16 protein-coding genes are annotated in these 17,722 nt (G+C 49.8%); 15 read left to right on the top strand and 1 reads right to left on the bottom strand.

Annotated elements, in window-relative coordinates; genetic code table 11:
* Positions 1-2: 2 nt before the first annotated feature.
* The 15 genes from NYE68_RS20175 to NYE68_RS20105 all read left to right on the top strand — a co-directional run bounded on the left by NYE68_RS20175 (position 3) and on the right by NYE68_RS20105 (position 16,480).
* Positions 3-1,427: a CDP-glycerol glycerophosphotransferase family protein gene (locus tag NYE68_RS20175; RefSeq protein ID WP_158185948.1), complete on the top strand. Its 1,425-nt coding sequence runs from the start codon at positions 3-5 to the stop codon at positions 1,425-1,427.
* Positions 1,428-1,449: 22 nt separating this feature from the next.
* Entirely contained in the window at positions 1,450-2,619 is a 1,170-nt protein-coding gene (locus NYE68_RS20170) for a DegT/DnrJ/EryC1/StrS family aminotransferase (RefSeq protein ID WP_324636289.1), read from the top strand.
* Positions 2,620-3,483, top strand: coding sequence for a GNAT family N-acetyltransferase (locus NYE68_RS20165; protein ID WP_324636290.1), 864 nt, complete (start codon positions 2,620-2,622; stop codon positions 3,481-3,483).
* Entirely contained in the window at positions 3,483-4,604 is a 1,122-nt protein-coding gene (locus NYE68_RS20160) for an N-acetylneuraminate synthase family protein (protein WP_095284536.1), read from the top strand. The genes NYE68_RS20165 and NYE68_RS20160 overlap by 1 nt, the downstream gene beginning before the upstream one ends.
* Positions 4,597-5,337, top strand: a complete 741-nt coding sequence (locus NYE68_RS20155) for a spore coat protein (protein ID WP_033574363.1) — start codon at positions 4,597-4,599, stop codon at positions 5,335-5,337. The genes NYE68_RS20160 and NYE68_RS20155 overlap by 8 nt, the downstream gene beginning before the upstream one ends.
* 1 nt (position 5,338) lies before the next feature.
* Entirely contained in the window at positions 5,339-6,343 is a 1,005-nt protein-coding gene (locus tag NYE68_RS20150; RefSeq protein ID WP_015418467.1) for a glycosyltransferase, read from the top strand.
* A 27-nt stretch (positions 6,344-6,370) separates the two neighbouring features.
* The gene (locus NYE68_RS20145) at positions 6,371-7,108 is read left to right on the top strand and encodes a sugar phosphate nucleotidyltransferase (RefSeq protein WP_015418466.1); all 738 of its coding nucleotides are present in this window, start codon (positions 6,371-6,373) and stop codon (positions 7,106-7,108) included.
* Between the two features lie 2 nt (positions 7,109-7,110).
* On the top strand, positions 7,111-8,058 hold the full coding sequence (gene rfbB / locus NYE68_RS20140) for a dTDP-glucose 4,6-dehydratase (RefSeq protein WP_324636295.1): 948 nt from the start codon (positions 7,111-7,113) through the stop codon (positions 8,056-8,058).
* Between the two features lie 20 nt (positions 8,059-8,078).
* Positions 8,079-8,927, top strand: coding sequence for a dTDP-4-dehydrorhamnose reductase (rfbD, locus tag NYE68_RS20135; RefSeq protein ID WP_015418465.1), 849 nt, complete (start codon positions 8,079-8,081; stop codon positions 8,925-8,927).
* Positions 8,924-9,379, top strand: coding sequence for a dTDP-4-dehydrorhamnose 3,5-epimerase family protein (locus NYE68_RS20130; RefSeq protein ID WP_003150986.1), 456 nt, complete (start codon positions 8,924-8,926; stop codon positions 9,377-9,379). The genes rfbD and NYE68_RS20130 overlap by 4 nt, the downstream gene beginning before the upstream one ends.
* 215 nt (positions 9,380-9,594) lie before the next feature.
* Positions 9,595-10,056: a biofilm surface layer hydrophobin BslB gene (bslB, locus tag NYE68_RS20125; RefSeq protein ID WP_031378580.1), complete on the top strand. Its 462-nt coding sequence runs from the start codon at positions 9,595-9,597 to the stop codon at positions 10,054-10,056.
* Between the two features lie 185 nt (positions 10,057-10,241).
* Positions 10,242-11,528, top strand: coding sequence for a Glu/Leu/Phe/Val dehydrogenase (locus NYE68_RS20120; protein ID WP_003150991.1), 1,287 nt, complete (start codon positions 10,242-10,244; stop codon positions 11,526-11,528).
* Positions 11,529-11,735: 207 nt separating this feature from the next.
* Positions 11,736-13,283, top strand: a complete 1,548-nt coding sequence (gene pruA / locus NYE68_RS20115) for an L-glutamate gamma-semialdehyde dehydrogenase (protein ID WP_324636303.1) — start codon at positions 11,736-11,738, stop codon at positions 13,281-13,283.
* A gap of 71 nt (positions 13,284-13,354) precedes the next feature.
* Positions 13,355-15,037: a M20/M25/M40 family metallo-hydrolase gene (locus NYE68_RS20110; RefSeq protein WP_324636305.1), complete on the top strand. Its 1,683-nt coding sequence runs from the start codon at positions 13,355-13,357 to the stop codon at positions 15,035-15,037.
* A gap of 24 nt (positions 15,038-15,061) precedes the next feature.
* Positions 15,062-16,480 carry an amino acid permease gene (locus NYE68_RS20105; protein WP_015418461.1) on the top strand — a complete coding sequence of 473 codons (1,419 nt, stop codon included), beginning with the start codon at positions 15,062-15,064 and terminating at the stop codon, positions 16,478-16,480.
* A 32-nt stretch (positions 16,481-16,512) separates the two neighbouring features.
* Here the strand turns inward: NYE68_RS20105 and NYE68_RS20100 are convergent, their stop codons facing one another.
* Positions 16,513-17,583 carry a multidrug effflux MFS transporter gene (locus NYE68_RS20100; protein WP_324636308.1) on the bottom strand — a complete coding sequence of 357 codons (1,071 nt, stop codon included), beginning with the start codon at positions 17,581-17,583 and terminating at the stop codon, positions 16,513-16,515.
* Between the last annotated feature and the right edge of the window lie 139 nt (positions 17,584-17,722).

Below are 17,722 nucleotides of genomic sequence, written 5' to 3'. Positions count from 1 at the left end.
GCTTGTCGGCATACTTAGCGAACTATTGGGTGCTGTACCGGCAGTATATTGACCTTTTTCAGTCACTTCGCTACAAAGACATCCCGCTCGTATTGATCAGTAATTTTTATCAATATATCAGTCCGGCGCTTCGGGAGAGCATGGAGCAGAACCCAGAGCTTTTCGGTCCGGCTGATCACCATATTCCTGAAGCCGGTATACAGCCATATTATGATCAAAAAAGGCAAAACATTAAGAAAACAGATGAGAAACCGGTAAACGGAAAAGTCATTCTGCATTTCGATCATCTTCGGTTCACCGAGGGAAACTACCGGCAGTTTGACCCGGCAAAAACAGCAGTACTGGCCAGATGGAGTCTGCCTGACCATTACGGGCTGCCCGTTATCTGCAAATTGGAGCTGACGGGAATGGGGCAAAAAGGGAACCCCGTCCCTTATATTGAAAAAGCCCATTCCATTCTGAAAGAGCTTCACAGCCATCCCGCTTTCGGAAACAGAGAATTTCAGGAACGTTTGTATAAAGACATCCCGTTATTTATTGAAGCGATTGACGCTGTTGATATTTTGTTTACGGCCGAAAAGATTTCCGCCGTTGTAGTCGGCACGACGGAGGATATTTACAGCCGTGTGCTGGCGCTGATGTCCGCGAAAAAAAACGCCGTCAGCATCTGTCTGCAGCACGGAGCGCTCATGGGAGATGAAGCGTTTCTGCCCGTATTTACGGACTATCAGGCCGTATTCGGGGCTTATGAAGCGGAGTGGTATAAAGCAAAAGGCTGCAGGGATGAACAAATCATCATCACGGGGCATCCCCGTTTCGACGAGATTTTCTCAAGAGAGCCGATAGATCAAGACACGTTTTACCGCAAACTTTCTTTTCTCCCGTCACAGCGGACGGTGCTGATCGCCACGCAGCCGTTTTCTGATGAATTTTATACGGGAGTGCTTGAAGAGCTTGCCGGCCAAAAGAACATGCAGCTCATTATTAAACCGCATCCGTGGGAAATCGGCAAAAACAAGCTGGATGCTTACAATCAGGTGCTGCGGAAATATAAAGCAGGCAAAATCATCAAAAAAGAGATGGAGCTGTATGATATTCTCCCGTATGTTGACGCTGCGGTGACACAGACATCAACGGTCGGTCTTGAAGCGATGCTGTTTCAAAAGCCCGTGCTGATCGGAAAATCAGCGGGAACCCGCAGATACCCTTATTATCATTCACTTGGAGAATTTGTTTTTGAGGACCCGCAGGCACTTGCTCAGGAATTAATCCGGATATGCGAAAGCCCCGCAGAATATCAAAAAGCGGAACAGGCGCGCCGTGCTTTTGTCGCCGCGAACTACCCGGTTCAGGATTCGCTTGCCGCTTTATGCCAAGTGCTTCAGGAAAAAACCGGAGTCAGCTTCAGACGGGTTGACCCTTCATAAAAAAGATAGGAGCGCAAAGAAAATGGTGCAAAAAAGATCAGCTTTTCTTCCCTATTCATTGCCCATGATCGGGAAGGACGAAATTCAGGAGGTTATTGATACGCTTGAATCGGGCTGGCTTTCAAAGGGACCGAAAGTAGAGGCGTTTGAAAAAGCCTTTGCCGCCTGGACGGGGGCAAAGCACGCGATCGCGCTGAACTCATGTACCGCCGCTTTGTTTTTGGCCCTGAAAGCGAAAGGGATCGGTCCCGGCGACGAGGTCATCACGTCTGCCGTGACGTTCAGTTCAACGGCCAATACAATCGTGCACACAGGCGCCGTTCCGGTGTTTGTTGACATCGATCCGCTTACGCTGAATGCGGACCCTGAAAAAATTGAGGCGGCCGTCACCCCGCGGACAAAGGCGATTGTACCCGTTCATTTCGCCGGCCAGTCGTGTGATATGGATCAGATTCTGGCCATTGCCGAAAAGCATCAGTTATTTGTCTTAGAGGATGCCGCACATGCCGTGTATACCACGTATAAACAGAAAATGATCGGATCAATCGGCGATGCGACGGCATTCAGCTTCTACGCGACAAAAAACCTGGCAACCGGTGAAGGCGGCATGCTGACGACGGACGATGACGGACTTGCCGATCAGATCAAGGTGCTCAGCCTTCACGGCATGAGCAAAGGCGCGTGGAACCGCTATTCTTCAAACGGAAGCTGGTACTACGAGGTCGAAACGCCCGGCTATAAAATGAATATGTTTGATCTTCAGGCAGCGCTTGGGCTTCATCAGCTGAAACGGATTGACAGCATGCAGCAAAGAAGAGCCGACATTGCGAGCCGCTACCAGGACGCCTTCAGACACATGAAAGGGCTGACCATCCCGCATGTCAGTGATGACGGGCGGCATGCATGGCATCTGTATGTTCTTCAAATAGAGGAGCAGGAGGCCGGGGTCAGCCGGAGCGATCTGATTTCCGCTTTAAAAGACCAATATAATATCGGCACAAGTGTTCATTTTATTCCGGTTCCGTTCCATCCGTATTATCAAAAAACGTACGGGTATAAGGAGACTGACTTTCCGGCCGCTGCAGCGTATTATCACCGCACCGTGTCACTCCCTCTTTATCCGTCAATGACAGATGAAGACGTTGAATACGTCATTGCAGCCGTTACGGATATCGTCAAAGGGGCTGATTAGGTGTACAGACTGAGGGAAAATCTTGCGCAGGACATGATTCATACCTTCCTGCATCAGAAGGGCATTCAGCCGGAAGTCTATGAATCGTCGCTCTGTTTATTGGAAGAAAACAGCCTTCAAGGCGTAATTTTATATGAAAACTCTTCGTGGGAAAGTCAATTGTTCCGAAAAAATATCATCAATGTGAAGCTTGCAGCCGCAAACAGCGCCGGACAGCTTAAAAGGCTGTTTCAGGAATTTTACGCGGCAAGGCGGGCGGCAGGCACTGATTTTATATTTATTAAAATACCGGCTGAAGATATCGGCGCGATGCAGGTCGTTCAGCAGCTTCCGAACGCTTATTTTGTAGGGAGTCTTCTCAAGCTCGTCAGTCCGGTGCGTGTATATAACAGCACGCCGCCATTTGAGATTACAGAAGCCGGACCCGGCGACACGGAAGCGATCAGCCGGCTGGCCCGCGACGCCTTTACAAAAAGCAGGTATTACCAAGATCCCCGCCTCAGCTATGAAAGTGCAAACCGCCTGTTTGAAGAGTGGGCGCGGAATAACGCGGAAGGCAGAGCTTCGTTACAATTCGCCGCCACATATAAGGGAGAGACCGTGGGCTTTATTCAGGGGCTGTCTAAAGGCGATGAATTCGTCCTTGATCTGATGGCGGTAAAGCCGGGCTTTGAAGGGAAAGGAGCGGGATTCCATTTAGCGGCGCACATTATTGAACAATCATTGCGCTTTCAGCATAAGACTGTATCAGCGGGAACGCAGCTCCACAATGTAAGAGCCATCCGCCTGTATGAAAGAATGGGATTTAAAGCGGATGCGTCCTATTACTACTATCATGTGTGGCCCGGGAAGGAGGCGGACTGATGGCATCATGCCAAATCGGAACGAAGTCAATCGGCGAAGGTTCGCCCGTATTCATCATCGCCGAAGCCGGAATTAATCATGACGGAAAACTGAGCCAGGCGTTTGAATTGATAGATGCGGCCAGTGAGGCCGGCGCGGACGCGGTCAAGTTCCAAATGTTTCAGGCTGACAAAATGTATCAGAAAGACCCCGGCTTGTACAAAACCGCTGCGGGAAAAGACGTCTCGATATTTTCTTTAGTGCAATCAATGGAAATGCCCGCTGAGTGGATCGAACCGCTGCTTGAATATTGTAAGAAAAAAGGCGTGCTGTTTTTAAGCACGGTCTGTGACGAAGGCTCTGCCGACTTACTGTATGCGACTTCGCCTTCAGCCTTTAAAATCGCCTCCTACGAGCTGAACCATCTGCCGTTATTGAAATATGTCGCGGGGCTGAAGACCCCGATTATTTTTTCCACCGCGGGCGCTGATATTTCAGATATTCAGGAGGCTTATCAAACCATTACCGGCGAGGGGAACACAGAAATTGCGATCATGCATTGTGTAGCGAAATATCCCGCGCCGCCTGAATACAGCAATCTGAGCGTCATTCCCATGCTTGCCGCCGCATTCCCGGATGCAGTGATCGGTTTCTCCGATCACAGCGCCCATCCGTATGATGTGCCGTGCGCGGCGGTCAGGCTCGGAGCGAAACTGATTGAAAAGCATTTTACGATCGATAAAAACCTGCCCGGTGCTGATCACTCCTTCGCCCTCAATCCGGATGAATTAAAACAAATGGTTGCGGCGATCCGCTCAGTTGAAGCGGAGCTGCGGCAGGGGCATCACGCTTCGGTGCCGGAAGTGCTGTCGGGAAGCTCCCATAAAACCACGACACCGATTGAAGGAGATATCAGAAGGTTCGCTTACAGAGGCATTTTTTCAACAGCGCCGATTCAAAAAGGCGAATGTTTTACGGCGGAAAACCTTGCCGTCCTTCGTCCCGGCCAAAAACCGCAGGGGCTTCACCCGAGATATTTTGAACTTTTAACTGACGGGACGCGTGCGGTCAGGGATATCCCCGCTGACACGGGCATCACTTGGGATGACCTTTTGACGAAAGGCAGCCCATATGATGACTGACATTTTGTTTATCATTCAGGCGCGGATGGGAAGCGGGCGTCTTCCCGGTAAAGTGCTGAAACCGATCGGCGGGTATACGATTCTCGATATGATTGTCAAAAGGGTTCGGCAAAGCGCGTATTATGATCAATCGCGGGATAATCTGATCGTCGCCTCGTCTGACAGCAAGACCGACGACATTTTGTCTGCGCACTGCATCAGCGAGCACTACCGTGTGCACCGCGGCAGCGAGCAGCGCGTGCTTGACCGGTTTGCACAAGTCATCGAACGAGTAAAACCGGACATCGCAGTCAGACTGACGGGGGATAACCCGTTTGTCGACCCATCGCTGCTTGATTTTCTGATTCAATCGCATTTAGATCAGCACGCGGACTACACGTATATCTGCGGTACACCGCTTGGCATCGGCGGCGAGGCGGTAAACGCGCGACTTTTAACGGAGATCAATGCCGACAAAACGCTGGCGGACAAATACCAGGAACATGTCACGCTTTTAATAAGAGAATCTCCTGAGAGGTACCGGCTTCTCTTTCCTGAGCCCCCGCAGGAACTCCGGGCTCCTCACTTGCGGATGACCGTCGATACAGAAGAGGACTACAGGCTGGCCCGCGAGCTGTACGTAAAAGCGGGCTCGCGTCCTGATATTCCGGCAAGAGAATTGATCCATCTGCTGAATAGTGATCCGGAGCTCAGGGCCATTAATCAAATGATCCGGCAAAAAGAGGCTGATTAGCATGCGGGTTCTGATTTTCGCTGACGGGGGCCGTGACATCGGCATGGGGCACGCGGTCCGGATGAAGCTGCTTGCCGGTGCCATTAAGAACAATTGCTCAATAACGTTCTGCACAAATAAAGAGGCTTCTTCTTACCTGTCTTCTGATCAATGGGAAGTGATCATCAAGCCTGACAAGGGACAGAAGGAATTTATTGTCCGGGAAATAAACAGGCAGGCTCCTGACCTTCTCATTTTCGATCTGCTCGATATGCCGTGTGACTGGTTAGAGGAAGTCAAAAAGCATTCATCGGCACGCATCGTCTTATTTGAAGAAAAACGGGAACATGTCATTCATTTATGCGATGCCGTTATAAACGGCATTTACGGAGGGCTGAAAAGCCGGACGGTCCAAAAGGGCAGCGCCGCGGTATATGAAGGCCCGGATTATATGATTCTTCATCCGGGTTTTGAAAAAGCAAAGCAGCTCTATCAGCTGAATAAAGAATGCCGGACCATATTGGTTTCATTAGGAGGAAGCGACCCGAAGAAGCTTGTCTTTAAAGTGATGGAAGCATGCCGCCGCATCCCCGACATTCAGCGAAAACGAGTGATCATCGTCATGGGCGGCGCCGCGCCTCATGCTGACGACGTGCGCGCGCATCTTACACAAATGCCTTATGCCGAGCTGGTAAGGCAGACAAATGACATGGCCGCGCTTCTTTCGAGGGCTGATATGGCCGTCGTGTCCGGCGGGATCACTTTATATGAAACCATTTGTACAGGTGTGCCCTGCATCGTACTTTCTCAAGTGGAGCATCAAACTGAGACGGCGGAAAAATTCGCCGCACGGGGGGCCGCCGTTCATCTCGGCCTTGGTGAATGCATATCAGCGGACGTTCTCGCACGGCATATGTCTGACATGGCCGCTGATTATCCGATGCGGACCGGACTTCATCAAAACGGAAAGCCGCTGGTTGACGGCAGGGGCATCAAACGGGCGGCGGCGATTCTTTATGATTTGTGATAAAACCACACGTAAGGAAGTGTTCATGTGAAAGGTGTTATCTTAGCCGGAGGCACCGGCTCACGCCTTATGCCGCTGACAAAAGCGGTCAATAAGCATTTACTCCCTGTCGGTCCATATCCGATGATTTACTGGTCGATCATGAAGCTGGAAGAAGCGGGGATTACAGATATCTTGCTGATTACGCAAAAAGAATATATTCCTCAATTTCATAAACTTCTCGAAACCGGAGAAGAGCTCGGCGTCTCAATCACATATCAGGTTCAGCCAGCCGCATCCGGTATTTCCGACGGTTTATCATACGCAAAGCGGTTTACCGGGCGCGATCCGTTCGTTCTGCTTTTGGGAGATAATATTTTTGAAGATTCATTAAAACCTTATACGGAGCGTTTCGCAAAGCAGGGAAAAGGAGCGAAAGTGCTGCTGAAAGAAGTGGACGATCCGGAGCGCTTCGGCATCGCCGAAGTTGATGAGGAAAACAAACGGATCAAGTCGATCATTGAAAAGCCGGAGCAGCCGCCGACCAGACTATGCGTCACAGGGATCTACATGTACGACGCAGAAGTGTTTTCTTATATTGAACAAATTTCCCCTTCAAAACGCGGCGAACTGGAAATTACGGATGTCAATAATTTATACATTGAACACAGTGAGCTGACGTATGATGTGTTAACGGGCTGGTGGGTGGATGCGGGCACGCATGAATCGCTCTACCTCGCCGGAAGCCTGGCGCATCAGGCATTACAGAAAGGACAGGAGCATTAATCATGCCAAAATCATATTTAATTACAGGGGGCGCCGGATTTATCGGCCTTACCTTTACAAAGATGATGCTGAAAGAAACGGACGCGCAGATTACCGTCCTGGATAATCTCACGTATGCAAGCAGGCCGCTTGAAATAGAAGCCTTAAAAAAGAACGGCCGTTTCCGTTTTATCAAAGGTGACATTTCGGAAAAAGAGGACATTGACAAAGTCTTTTCCCAAATGTATGACGCTGTCATTCATTTTGCGGCTGAATCCCATGTGGACAGAAGCATAAATCAGGCAGAGCCGTTTATCACAACAAATGTGATGGGCACATACCGACTGGCGGACGCGGTGTTACAGGGAAAAGCCGGCAGGCTGATTCACATTTCCACAGATGAGGTGTACGGAGATTTGGCGCCGGATGATCCCGCTTTTACGGAGACGACGCCGCTTTCTCCGAACAATCCGTATTCCGCCAGTAAGGCAAGCTCAGACCTGCTCGTCATGTCTTATGTGAGAACCCATAAGCTTCCAGCCATCATTACGAGATGCAGCAACAATTACGGGCCGTACCAGCATCACGAGAAAATGATTCCGACCATTATCAGGCATGCCGTAAACGGCACGCCGGTTCCGCTGTACGGCGACGGGATGCAGATCAGAGACTGGCTGTTTGCCGAAGATCATTGCCGCGCCATTAAGCTCGTGCTGGAAAAAGGAAAACTCGGTGACATTTACAATATCGGCGGAGGAAATGAACGGACGAATAAAGAGCTTGCGTCATTTATCATGAAGGAGCTCGGTGTCGAGGAACGGTTTGCTCATGTCGAAGACAGAAAAGGGCATGACCGCCGTTACGCCATCAATGCTTCAAAGCTGAAAAATGAGCTGGGATGGCGGCAGGACGTCACATTTGAAGAAGGAATGAGAAGAACCATTCGCTGGTATACAGACAGCCAAGACTAATCGGAAAGAAGGGGATCCGATTGACGAAGGTATTAGTAACCGGAGCGGCCGGCCAGCTGGGGCGGGAGTTATGCCGCCAGCTGAAGCGGGAAGGGTATGAAGTGATCGCCTTGACAAAAGCGATGATGAACATATCCGACCAGCGTTCGGTGCGGCACTCGTTCAGCCATTACAAGCCGGATATCGTCGTCAATACGGCGGCATACACCTCCGTTGACAAATGTGAAACGGAGCTCGACAAAGCGTATTTAATAAACGGAATCGGCGCTTATTATGCCGCGCTTGAGGCTGAAAACACCGGTGCGAAATTCATTCACATCAGCACCGATTACGTCTTCAGCGGCAAAGGAACACGGCCATACCAGACCGATGATCCCGCAGATCCGGGCACGATTTACGGAAAAAGCAAAAAACTCGGCGAAGAACTGATCCGGTTAACGGGGAAAAACCACACCATTATCAGAACATCGTGGGTGTACGGCAGCGGCGGGCACAACTTTGTCAATACGATGCTGAAACTTGCGGATACACATGATCAGGTGCGTGTCGTTAACGATCAAGTCGGGGCGCCGACGTACACAAAGGATTTAGCCGAAACGGTGATCGGTCTGTTTGACAGGCCGCCGGGCTTATACCACGCCGCAAACAGCGGAGTGTGCAGCTGGTATGAATTTGCCAAGGCTATTTTTGAAGAAAGCGGCAGAACCGCCGCCGTGCTGCCCGTCACGACGGAGGAATACGGAAATGAGACGCCGCGCCCCGCTTACTCGGTGTTGAGTCTTGAGTCGATTGAACGGCAGGGGCTCGGCATGAGGCATTGGCGGGAAGCGCTGCATGATTATTTACAAAGGGAGGGACAGTGCAAGTGATCGAAGGCGTAAAAATCAAAAAACTGATCAAACACAGCGATGACCGGGGTTTTTTCTCAGAACTCGTCCGTGACGATGAACATCTCTTAGAGCGTTTCGGGCAGGCTTCCTGGTCCAAAAGCTATCCCGGCGTCATTAAAGCGTTTCACTATCATGAGAAACAGGATGACCTATGGTTTTTTCCGACGGGCCACGCCCAGGTCGTGCTGCATGACCTTCGCGAAGAGTCTGCAACCAAGGGAGAAACGGATGTCTACTACATGGGAGAAGACAATCCGATGCTCCTTCTCATTCCCAAAGGCGTCGCACACGGGTACAGAGTGCTGGGTGAAACCCCGCTGACCATTATTTATTTCACGACAATGTCCTACAATCCGGATCAGCCTGACGAAAAAAGAATCCCGTGGAATGATGACACCATCGGATTTGACTGGCAGACGGCTCACCGATAGCGCACAAGACGAAGACAGCGGATGTCTTCGTTTTTTGTGCTGATTCATCTCGTGAAAAATAAATGATAGAATATTCCAAAAAATAATTTACTTCCATGGATAAAGGTGGTAGATTATTCTCAGGAAAAGAGAAACCCAATTCGCGAATGGAACCATCAGACACGCTTTTCCGGCAGAGGACGCTCTGAATCCCATATGATCTGGAGGAATTCATGATGTTAAAAAGAAAATCATTTTCGGCCTTTCTCATCAGTGCTGCGGTATTTTCAGCTGTGTTCTTGCCATCTTTTCATGCGAACGCCCAATCTGCCGTTATTGAAGCGAAAACCGTCAATAGTACGAAAGAATACGCGACGTCTGATATTGAAGTCACATACAAGCCGAATGCGCTGCTTGCCGTCGGCGCCGTTGAATTTCAATTTCCTGACGGGTTCAACGCCACTGTGAGGGACTCTGTAAACGGAAGAACACTGAAAGAAACGCAAATTCTCAACTACGGAAAAACGGTCAGACTTCCGCTTACCCTTGACTTATTGGGCGCGTCTGAATACAATCTCGTCCTGGTGCGTAAAAACCTTCCGCGCGCGGGTGCGTATACAATTAAAGGCGATTACGTAAACGGTTTGGGGGCCGGCAGTCTTTATGCCGAAACAAAGCTGGTTATTGACCCGCGTTAATCCAGGATGAAAGAGGCTGACAACAGCCTCTTTTTTTTATACACAAAAACCTGGCATGAATCTTGCATATAAAAAGGGCGTAACGACAATGTGAAAGGGATTGATGGGTTTTGGTGTAAAAGCGCTTACATTTTGTTCTGCCGGTAATTGAAGCTTACACGTAAAATACGATGAGGTGATAAAACATGTCAGCCAACCCGCTTTCTAAAAGCAATCAGAAAGATGAAGAAAAAGAAGTTCTTAATTTGTTCTTGTCAACACAATCGATCATAAAAGAAGCCCTGCGCAAACTGGGCTATCCTGACAATATGTATGAACTGATGAAAGAGCCGATGCGGCTTTTAACCGTCCGCATCCCTGTCAAAATGGACAATGGCTCAGTACAGGTTTTCACGGGCTACCGCTCACAGCATAATGACGCAGTCGGCCCGACAAAAGGGGGCGTGCGGTTTCATCCGGAAGTCAGTGAAGAAGAGGTTAAGGCGCTTTCCATCTGGATGACTTTAAAATGCGGCATCACAAATCTTCCTTACGGGGGCGGAAAAGGCGGGATCATCTGTGATCCGCGGACGATGTCATTCGGAGAGCTGGAACGGCTGAGCCGCGGATATGTGCGTGCGATCAGCCAGATCGTCGGTCCGACAAAGGATATTCCGGCTCCCGACGTATATACCAACTCGCAGATTATGGCATGGATGATGGACGAATACAGCCGCCTGAGAGAATTTGATTCACCGGGATTCATTACGGGCAAACCGATCGTTCTCGGCGGTTCACAGGGGCGGGAGACGGCGACCGCGCAAGGCGTCACGATTTGTATTGAGGAAGCCGTTAAGAAAAAAGGAATTCCATTGGAAAATGCGCGGATCATCATTCAGGGGTTCGGAAATGCGGGGAGCTTTCTCGCTAAATTTATGCATGACGCCGGCGCCAAGGTGATCGGCATCTCAGACGCCCACGGCGCTTTGTATGACCCTGACGGCCTTGACATTGATTACCTGCTGGATAAGCGGGACAGCTTCGGCACGGTGACGAATCTCTTCTCGGATGTCATAACGAACCGGGAGCTGCTGGAAAAGGACTGTGATATTCTCGTGCCCGCCGCAATCTCCAATCAGATTACGGCTGAAAACGCCCATCACATTAAAGCCTCAATCATTGTGGAGGCGGCAAACGGCCCGACAACGATAGATGCCACGAAAATTCTGAATGAAAGAGGCGTGCTTCTCGTGCCGGATATTTTGGCAAGCGCCGGCGGCGTGACGGTGTCTTATTTTGAATGGGTGCAAAATAATCAAGGCTTTTACTGGTCTGAGGAGGAAGTCGCCGGAAAACTGCGCAGCGTCATGGTGAATTCGTTTGAATCCATTTATCAGACAGCGCATACTCACAAAGTCGATATGCGTTTAGCCGCCTATATGACGGGCATCAGAAAGTCGGCTGAAGCGGCCCGTTTCCGCGGCTGGGTATAAGTGTTATCCGCAAAGAGATTTTGCATCAGTTATATAGCGGATCGCAAAATTTCTTTGCGCTTTCAGATTACAGCTGACAGATTCGGACAAGCTTCGTCCGCTTTCGGCAAAAATTTTCTTGTTTTTATCACAAATTGCTATGCTGGTATGCTTCTTGCATCTTCATAAAGCGTGAGCACACATTACAAAATACGGGGAGGAATTCTAATGACAGTTTCATACGCACACGAACCATTTACAAATTTTCAGGAAGAGACAAATAAACAATCGTTTCAGGAAGCGCTGGCTTATGTGAATTCACAGCTCGGCAAGCATTATCCGCTTATCATCAACGGTGAAGCGATTGAAACGGATAAAAAGATCATTTCCGTCAATCCGGCAGATAAAAAAGAAGTGATCGGTTCTGTATCGGCCGCCGGAAAAGAACTTGCGGAAAAGGCCATGCAGGCTGCGCTGCAGGCATTTCAAACATGGAAAAAAGTACGGCCGGAACACCGCGCGAATGTGCTGTTTAAAGCGGCGGCGATCATCCGCAGAAGAAAGCACGAATTCTCCGCGTATCTAGTGAAAGAAGCGGGAAAACCGTGGAAGGAAGCGGATGCTGATACGGCGGAAGCGATCGACTTTTTAGAGTATTATGCCCGTCAGATGCTGAAACTGAAAGACGGTTCTCCTGTAAAGAGCCGTGACGGAGAATATAATCAGTATCACTATGAGCCGCTTGGGGTGGGAATCGTCATTTCTCCATTCAACTTCCCACTTGCGATTATGGCGGGAACGGCGGCGGCAGCCATCGTAACAGGCAACACGATACTGCTGAAACCGGCGGATGCGGCGCCTGTCGTGGCGGCGAAATTCGTTGAAGTGATGAAAGAAGCGGGCCTGCCGGACGGCGTGCTCCAATTCATACCGGGCGACGGAGGAGAAATCGGCGACTATCTGGTTGAGCACCCGAAGACGAGATTTGTGTCGTTTACAGGTTCCCGCGCGGTCGGATGCCGCATCTATGAACGCGCCGCAAAAGTACAGCCGGGCCAAAAGTGGATGAAACGGGTCATTGCCGAAATGGGAGGGAAAGATACGGTGCTTGTAGACAGAGATGCTGATCTTGATCTTGCCGCTTCCTCAATCGTGTATTCCGCCTTCGGATTCTCAGGCCAAAAATGTTCAGCCGGTTCCCGTGCGGTCATCCATCAGGACGTCTATGATGAAGTTGTTGAAAAAGCCGTCGCTTTAACAAAATCACTCACCGTCGGAAGTCCGGAAGATTTTGATACATACATGGGGCCAGTCATCCACGAAGCATCTTATAATAAAGTCATGAGTTATATCGAAATCGGCAAAACAGAAGGAAAACTCCTGACGGGAGGCGAAGGTGATGATTCAAAAGGATACTTTATTCAGCCGACCATTTTTGCGGATGTTGATGAAAACGCCCGCCTGATGCAGGAGGAAATTTTCGGGCCGGTCGTCGCGATCTCAAAAGCCCGTGATTTCGACCATATGCTTGAGATTGCCAATAATACCGATTACGGACTGACGGGCGCTCTGTTATCGAAAACCCGCGCGCACATTGAACGAGCCCGCGAAGATTTTCACGTCGGGAATCTATACTTCAACCGCGGATGTACGGGAGCGATTGTCGGATACCAGCCGTTCGGGGGCTTCAATATGTCAGGAACCGATTCAAAAGCAGGAGGACCTGACTATCTGATTCTTCATATGCAGGCAAAAACAACGTCTGAAGCCTATTAATCTTTCGGAAATAGCGCGATGAAAAAGAGAGTCGCGCTATTTTCTCTATATGAGGGTAAGGAGGATGGAATATGTATCAGCAGCTCAGCAAAATGCTTCCGGAGGAGAAAATAGAAGCCATTACGAAATCACTGGTGGCGTTAAACAGCATCAACGGCACATTGGGAGAAGGAAAAAAAGCCGACTATATCAAAGATATGATCAAGAGCTTTCCCTACTTTCAGGAGAATCCGTCACATGTGTGGGAGCAGGCGATTCCTGAGGACCCTTACGGCCGCAAAAATATTTTCGCATTTATTGAGGGAAACGGCGAAAGCCTGAATACGGTCATTTATCACGCTCATCTTGATACGGTCGGCATCGAGGATTTCGGCCCTTTAAAAGATATCGCTTTTGATTCCGACCGTCTCGCGGAGTATTTCTCAAACTATGAATTTGATCGGGATGTGCAGCGGGACGCCCGCTCAGGCGAGTGGATGTTCGGAAGGGGTTCGGTTGATATGCAGAGCGGTATTGCCGTTCATCTCGCCAATCTGCTTCACTTTTCTGAACGGCGCGATCAGCTGCCGGGCCATATTCTGTTCATGGCAAACCCCGATGAAGAAAGCCAGCATTCCGGCATTTTAACCAGCATTTCTGAATTAAAACGGCTGAAACAAGAAAAGCAGCTTCGTTATTTAGCAGCGATTAATAACGATTTTATCACCCCGCTGTATGAGGGTGACACGACAAGGTACATCTACACGGGCGCGGCAGGAAAGCTTTTGCCTTGCTTTGCGATTTACGGGCGGGAGGTGCATGTCGGTGATACGCTGTCCGGCATCGATCCGAATTTGATCGCGTCAGAAATCACCAGAAGAATTCACAACAATATTCATATGGCGGAAAACATTGAAGGGGAGCTTGTGCTTCCGCCGACCTGCCTGTACCAGCGTGACAACAAGGAAGCGTATAACGTGCAGACCGCCGTCAGCAGCTATGTCTATTTTAATTATTTTATTTACGAGAAAACCGCCAAAGAAGTCATGGATCAGCTGACCGCCGTGGCTGACGAAGCCTGCAAAGAGACAGAACAAAAATTATCTGATTATTACGACGAATACTGTGGGAGAACGAGCCTGCCGAAAAAAGAGATGTCATGGAACGTTCAAGTGTACAGTCTGGAAGATTACCTGAAAAGGCTGAGAAGCCGCGGGATAGACCCGGCACAGTGTATCGGGCAGGCATTTCAAACATATGAACATCTTGAACTGCGGATGAGATGCTTTAAAGCCGTCGAGGAACTGCAAAAACTCGATCATGAGCAGGGAGCCAAGGTCATTATTTTCTATGCGCCGCCTTACCTTCCGCACAATTATCTGAAGGAAGAAAGCACACGGGACCGGCTTTTGCAGCATGTCATTCAAGAAGCGGTCGATAAAACAGCGGCATCAACCGGAGAAACATTCGTCTTTAAAAAGTTTTTCCCTTATTTAGCGGACGGAAGCTTTTTATCGCTGCATGAAACAGACGAGGAGGTCTCCGCCTTTACCGATAATTTTCCGGGCTGGGATGTCATCGGGACGATTCCTTTTAAAGAAATCAGGGAATTGAATATTCCGTCGGTCAATATAGGGGTATACGGAAAGGACGGCCATAAATGGACGGAACGCGTGTACAAGCCGTACACATTCCATGTGCTGCCGGAACTCATTCAGCAGACGACAATGCACCTTTTGCACAGCTACCGATTAGACATACGCACAAATGGCTGACATAACGGAATAAGGGGGATGTATATGCAGGGAGATACCAATCAAACTGAATTGCAGCGCACGATGAAGGGCCGGCATTTGTTTATGATCGCCCTCGGCGGCGTGATCGGGACGGGGCTTTTTCTGGGCTCCGGTTTTACGATCAGTGAAGCGGGACCGATCGGCGCGATATTGGCTTATGTGATCGGCGGATTTTTAATGTATCTGGTGATGCTTTGTTTGGGGGAGCTCGCGGTCGCCATGCCGGTCGCAGGATCATTTCAGGCGTATGCGGCAAAGTTTCTTGGGCCGTCGACGGGTTTTACGATCGGATGGATGTACGCATTCAGCTGGGCCAATACAGTGGGGCTTGAACTGACGTCGGCGGGAATTTTAATGCAGCGGTGGTTTCCGGCCGTTCCGATTTGGGTGTGGTGCCTTGTATTCGGCGTCGTCATTTTTTCCATTAACGCGCTGTCTGCGCGGAGTTTTGCGGAAATGGAATTTTGGTTTTCCAGCATTAAGGTCATGGCCATTGTATTGTTTATTATTCTCGGCTGCGCTGCGGTTTTCGGCTTTGTCGGTTTTAACGGCGGGCAGACGGCTCCGTATCTGTCAAACTTTACGACGGACAAAGGGCTTTTCCCGAACGGTGCCCAAGCCGTGCTGTTTACCCTTGTCATGGTGAATTTTTCATTCCAGGGCACCGAGCTGGTCGGAATCGCCTCGGGAGAAAGCGAAAATCCGGAAAAGACGCTTCCACGCTCAATCCGAAACGTCATATGGCGGACGCTGTTTTTCTTTGTGCTGGCGATGTTTGTTCTCGTGTCCATTTTGCCGTACCAAACGGCAGGCGTCATCGAGAGCCCGTTTGTGGCTGTGCTGGATAAAATCGGCGTTCCCTATGCGGCTGATATCATGAACTTTGTCATTCTGACCGCCATGCTGTCGGTGGCGAATTCCGGGCTGTACGCTTCGTCCAGAATGATGTGGTCCCTATCAAAAACTAAGATGGGTCCCGCTTCCTTAACGAAACTGACGAAAAAAGGCGTGCCTCTGAAAGCTCTTTCCATCACCATCGCTATCTCCGGTTTATCCCTGCTGACAAGTGTATTCGCGGCTGAAACGGTGTATGTGTGGCTCATTTCCATCTCCGGTATGATTACCGTCGTCGCGTGGATGTCAATCTGCGCTTCACAATTCGTTTTCAGGAGACGCTTTCTCGCTGAAGGAGGAAATCTCGAAGACCTGGCATTTAAAACACCTCTTTATCCGATCGTGCCGATTCTCGGATTTTCGGTTTACGGTCTTATCTTAATCAGTCTCATCTTTATCCCCGACCAGCGTATCGGTCTGTACTGCGGCGTCCCGCTGATGATCATCTGTTACGCGTATTATCACTTCGGTATTAAAAAACGCCTGAATCGTGAGCCGGCTTCTTCGAAAAAAGGCGCTGCCGGATAAGAAAAAAAGCCCTCCGCAAAAAGCGGCGGGCTTTACTTTGTTTTTCGTTTGGCCGACAGCACATAGGATAGAACGGCAAAGAACTGAAAACCGAAAATGCTGACGGCCATCGGCCAGGCATTTTCTTCTCCGGCAATACCGACCAGGGGAGCGGCAGCCGCACCGCCGATAAAGGGCAGGAGTCCGAGAAGAGCCGCAGCGCTTCCCGCGCCTTTCTCCTGTTTCTGCATAGCCAGAGAAAACCCCGTCGTCGTGACGATCCCGACAGAAGAAACAATGATGAATAAAGAAATGCAGACCGCCGTCAGGCCTAAACCAAACGCAAGTGATAAAAGCAAAGCGATGCTTCCGATGACGGCGATCAACAGCCCGGAGACAAACAGCTTCCGTTCATCATGTGTTTTGGCCATCCGTCCGGTGATTTGGGTGGCGCATATGATTCCCGCACCGTTTACGGCGAACAGCAGGCTGAACATTTGCGCCGATACGCCGTAGATGTTTTGCAGTACAAACGGCGACCCGGCAATATATGCGAACATGCCGGTCATCACAAATGCCTGGCTGAGCGCAAATCCCATAAACATCCGGTCGCCAAGCAGGCCGCGAAACGTCATCAGCGTCTCCCGGAGTCCGCCGCTTGTCCGCTTTTCCGGCGGGAGTGATTCAGGCAACGCCGTAAGCACGGCGGCAGTAATGATACAGCCGATCACCGCCAGCACGACAAATACGATTTTCCAGCCGGCAAACTGAAGGATAAATCCCCCTGTAATCGGCGCTAAAATCGGTGCCGCCCCATTGACGAGCATCAGTAATGAGAAAAAAGCCGTCAATTCTTTTCCGGAATACATATCGCGTGCGGACGCCCGTGCGATGACGATTCCGGCCGCCCCGGTGAATCCTTGAATAAACCTCATGACAATTAAAAACGAAACAGAAGGGCTGAAGGCGCATAATAAAGAAGACAGCGTATAAAGCAGCAATGACAGAATGAGCGGCTTCCGGCGCCCGATCATATCACTGAGCGGCCCGAATGAAGCGAGCGTCCCGAGAATCAGTACCATGCCGAGGCCTGCGCGGGCGGCCTTTGAATCAGCGTTATTCATTCCATGACCCCCACCTTAACAAATGATTCTATCACTATAGCATAACCGGACGGCGTATTTTATATCATTTATTGAATATAAACTAAATATTTTATTTAAAATCTGAATGTAAATAAAAAATAAGAATTAGTTTTCATGT

It is taken from the genome of Bacillus sp. FSL R5-0447 (assembly GCF_038606125.1).
Taxonomy (GTDB): Bacteria; Bacillota; Bacilli; order Bacillales; family Bacillaceae; genus Bacillus; species Bacillus velezensis.
This window is presented reverse-complemented; position numbering and strand designations above follow the sequence as displayed.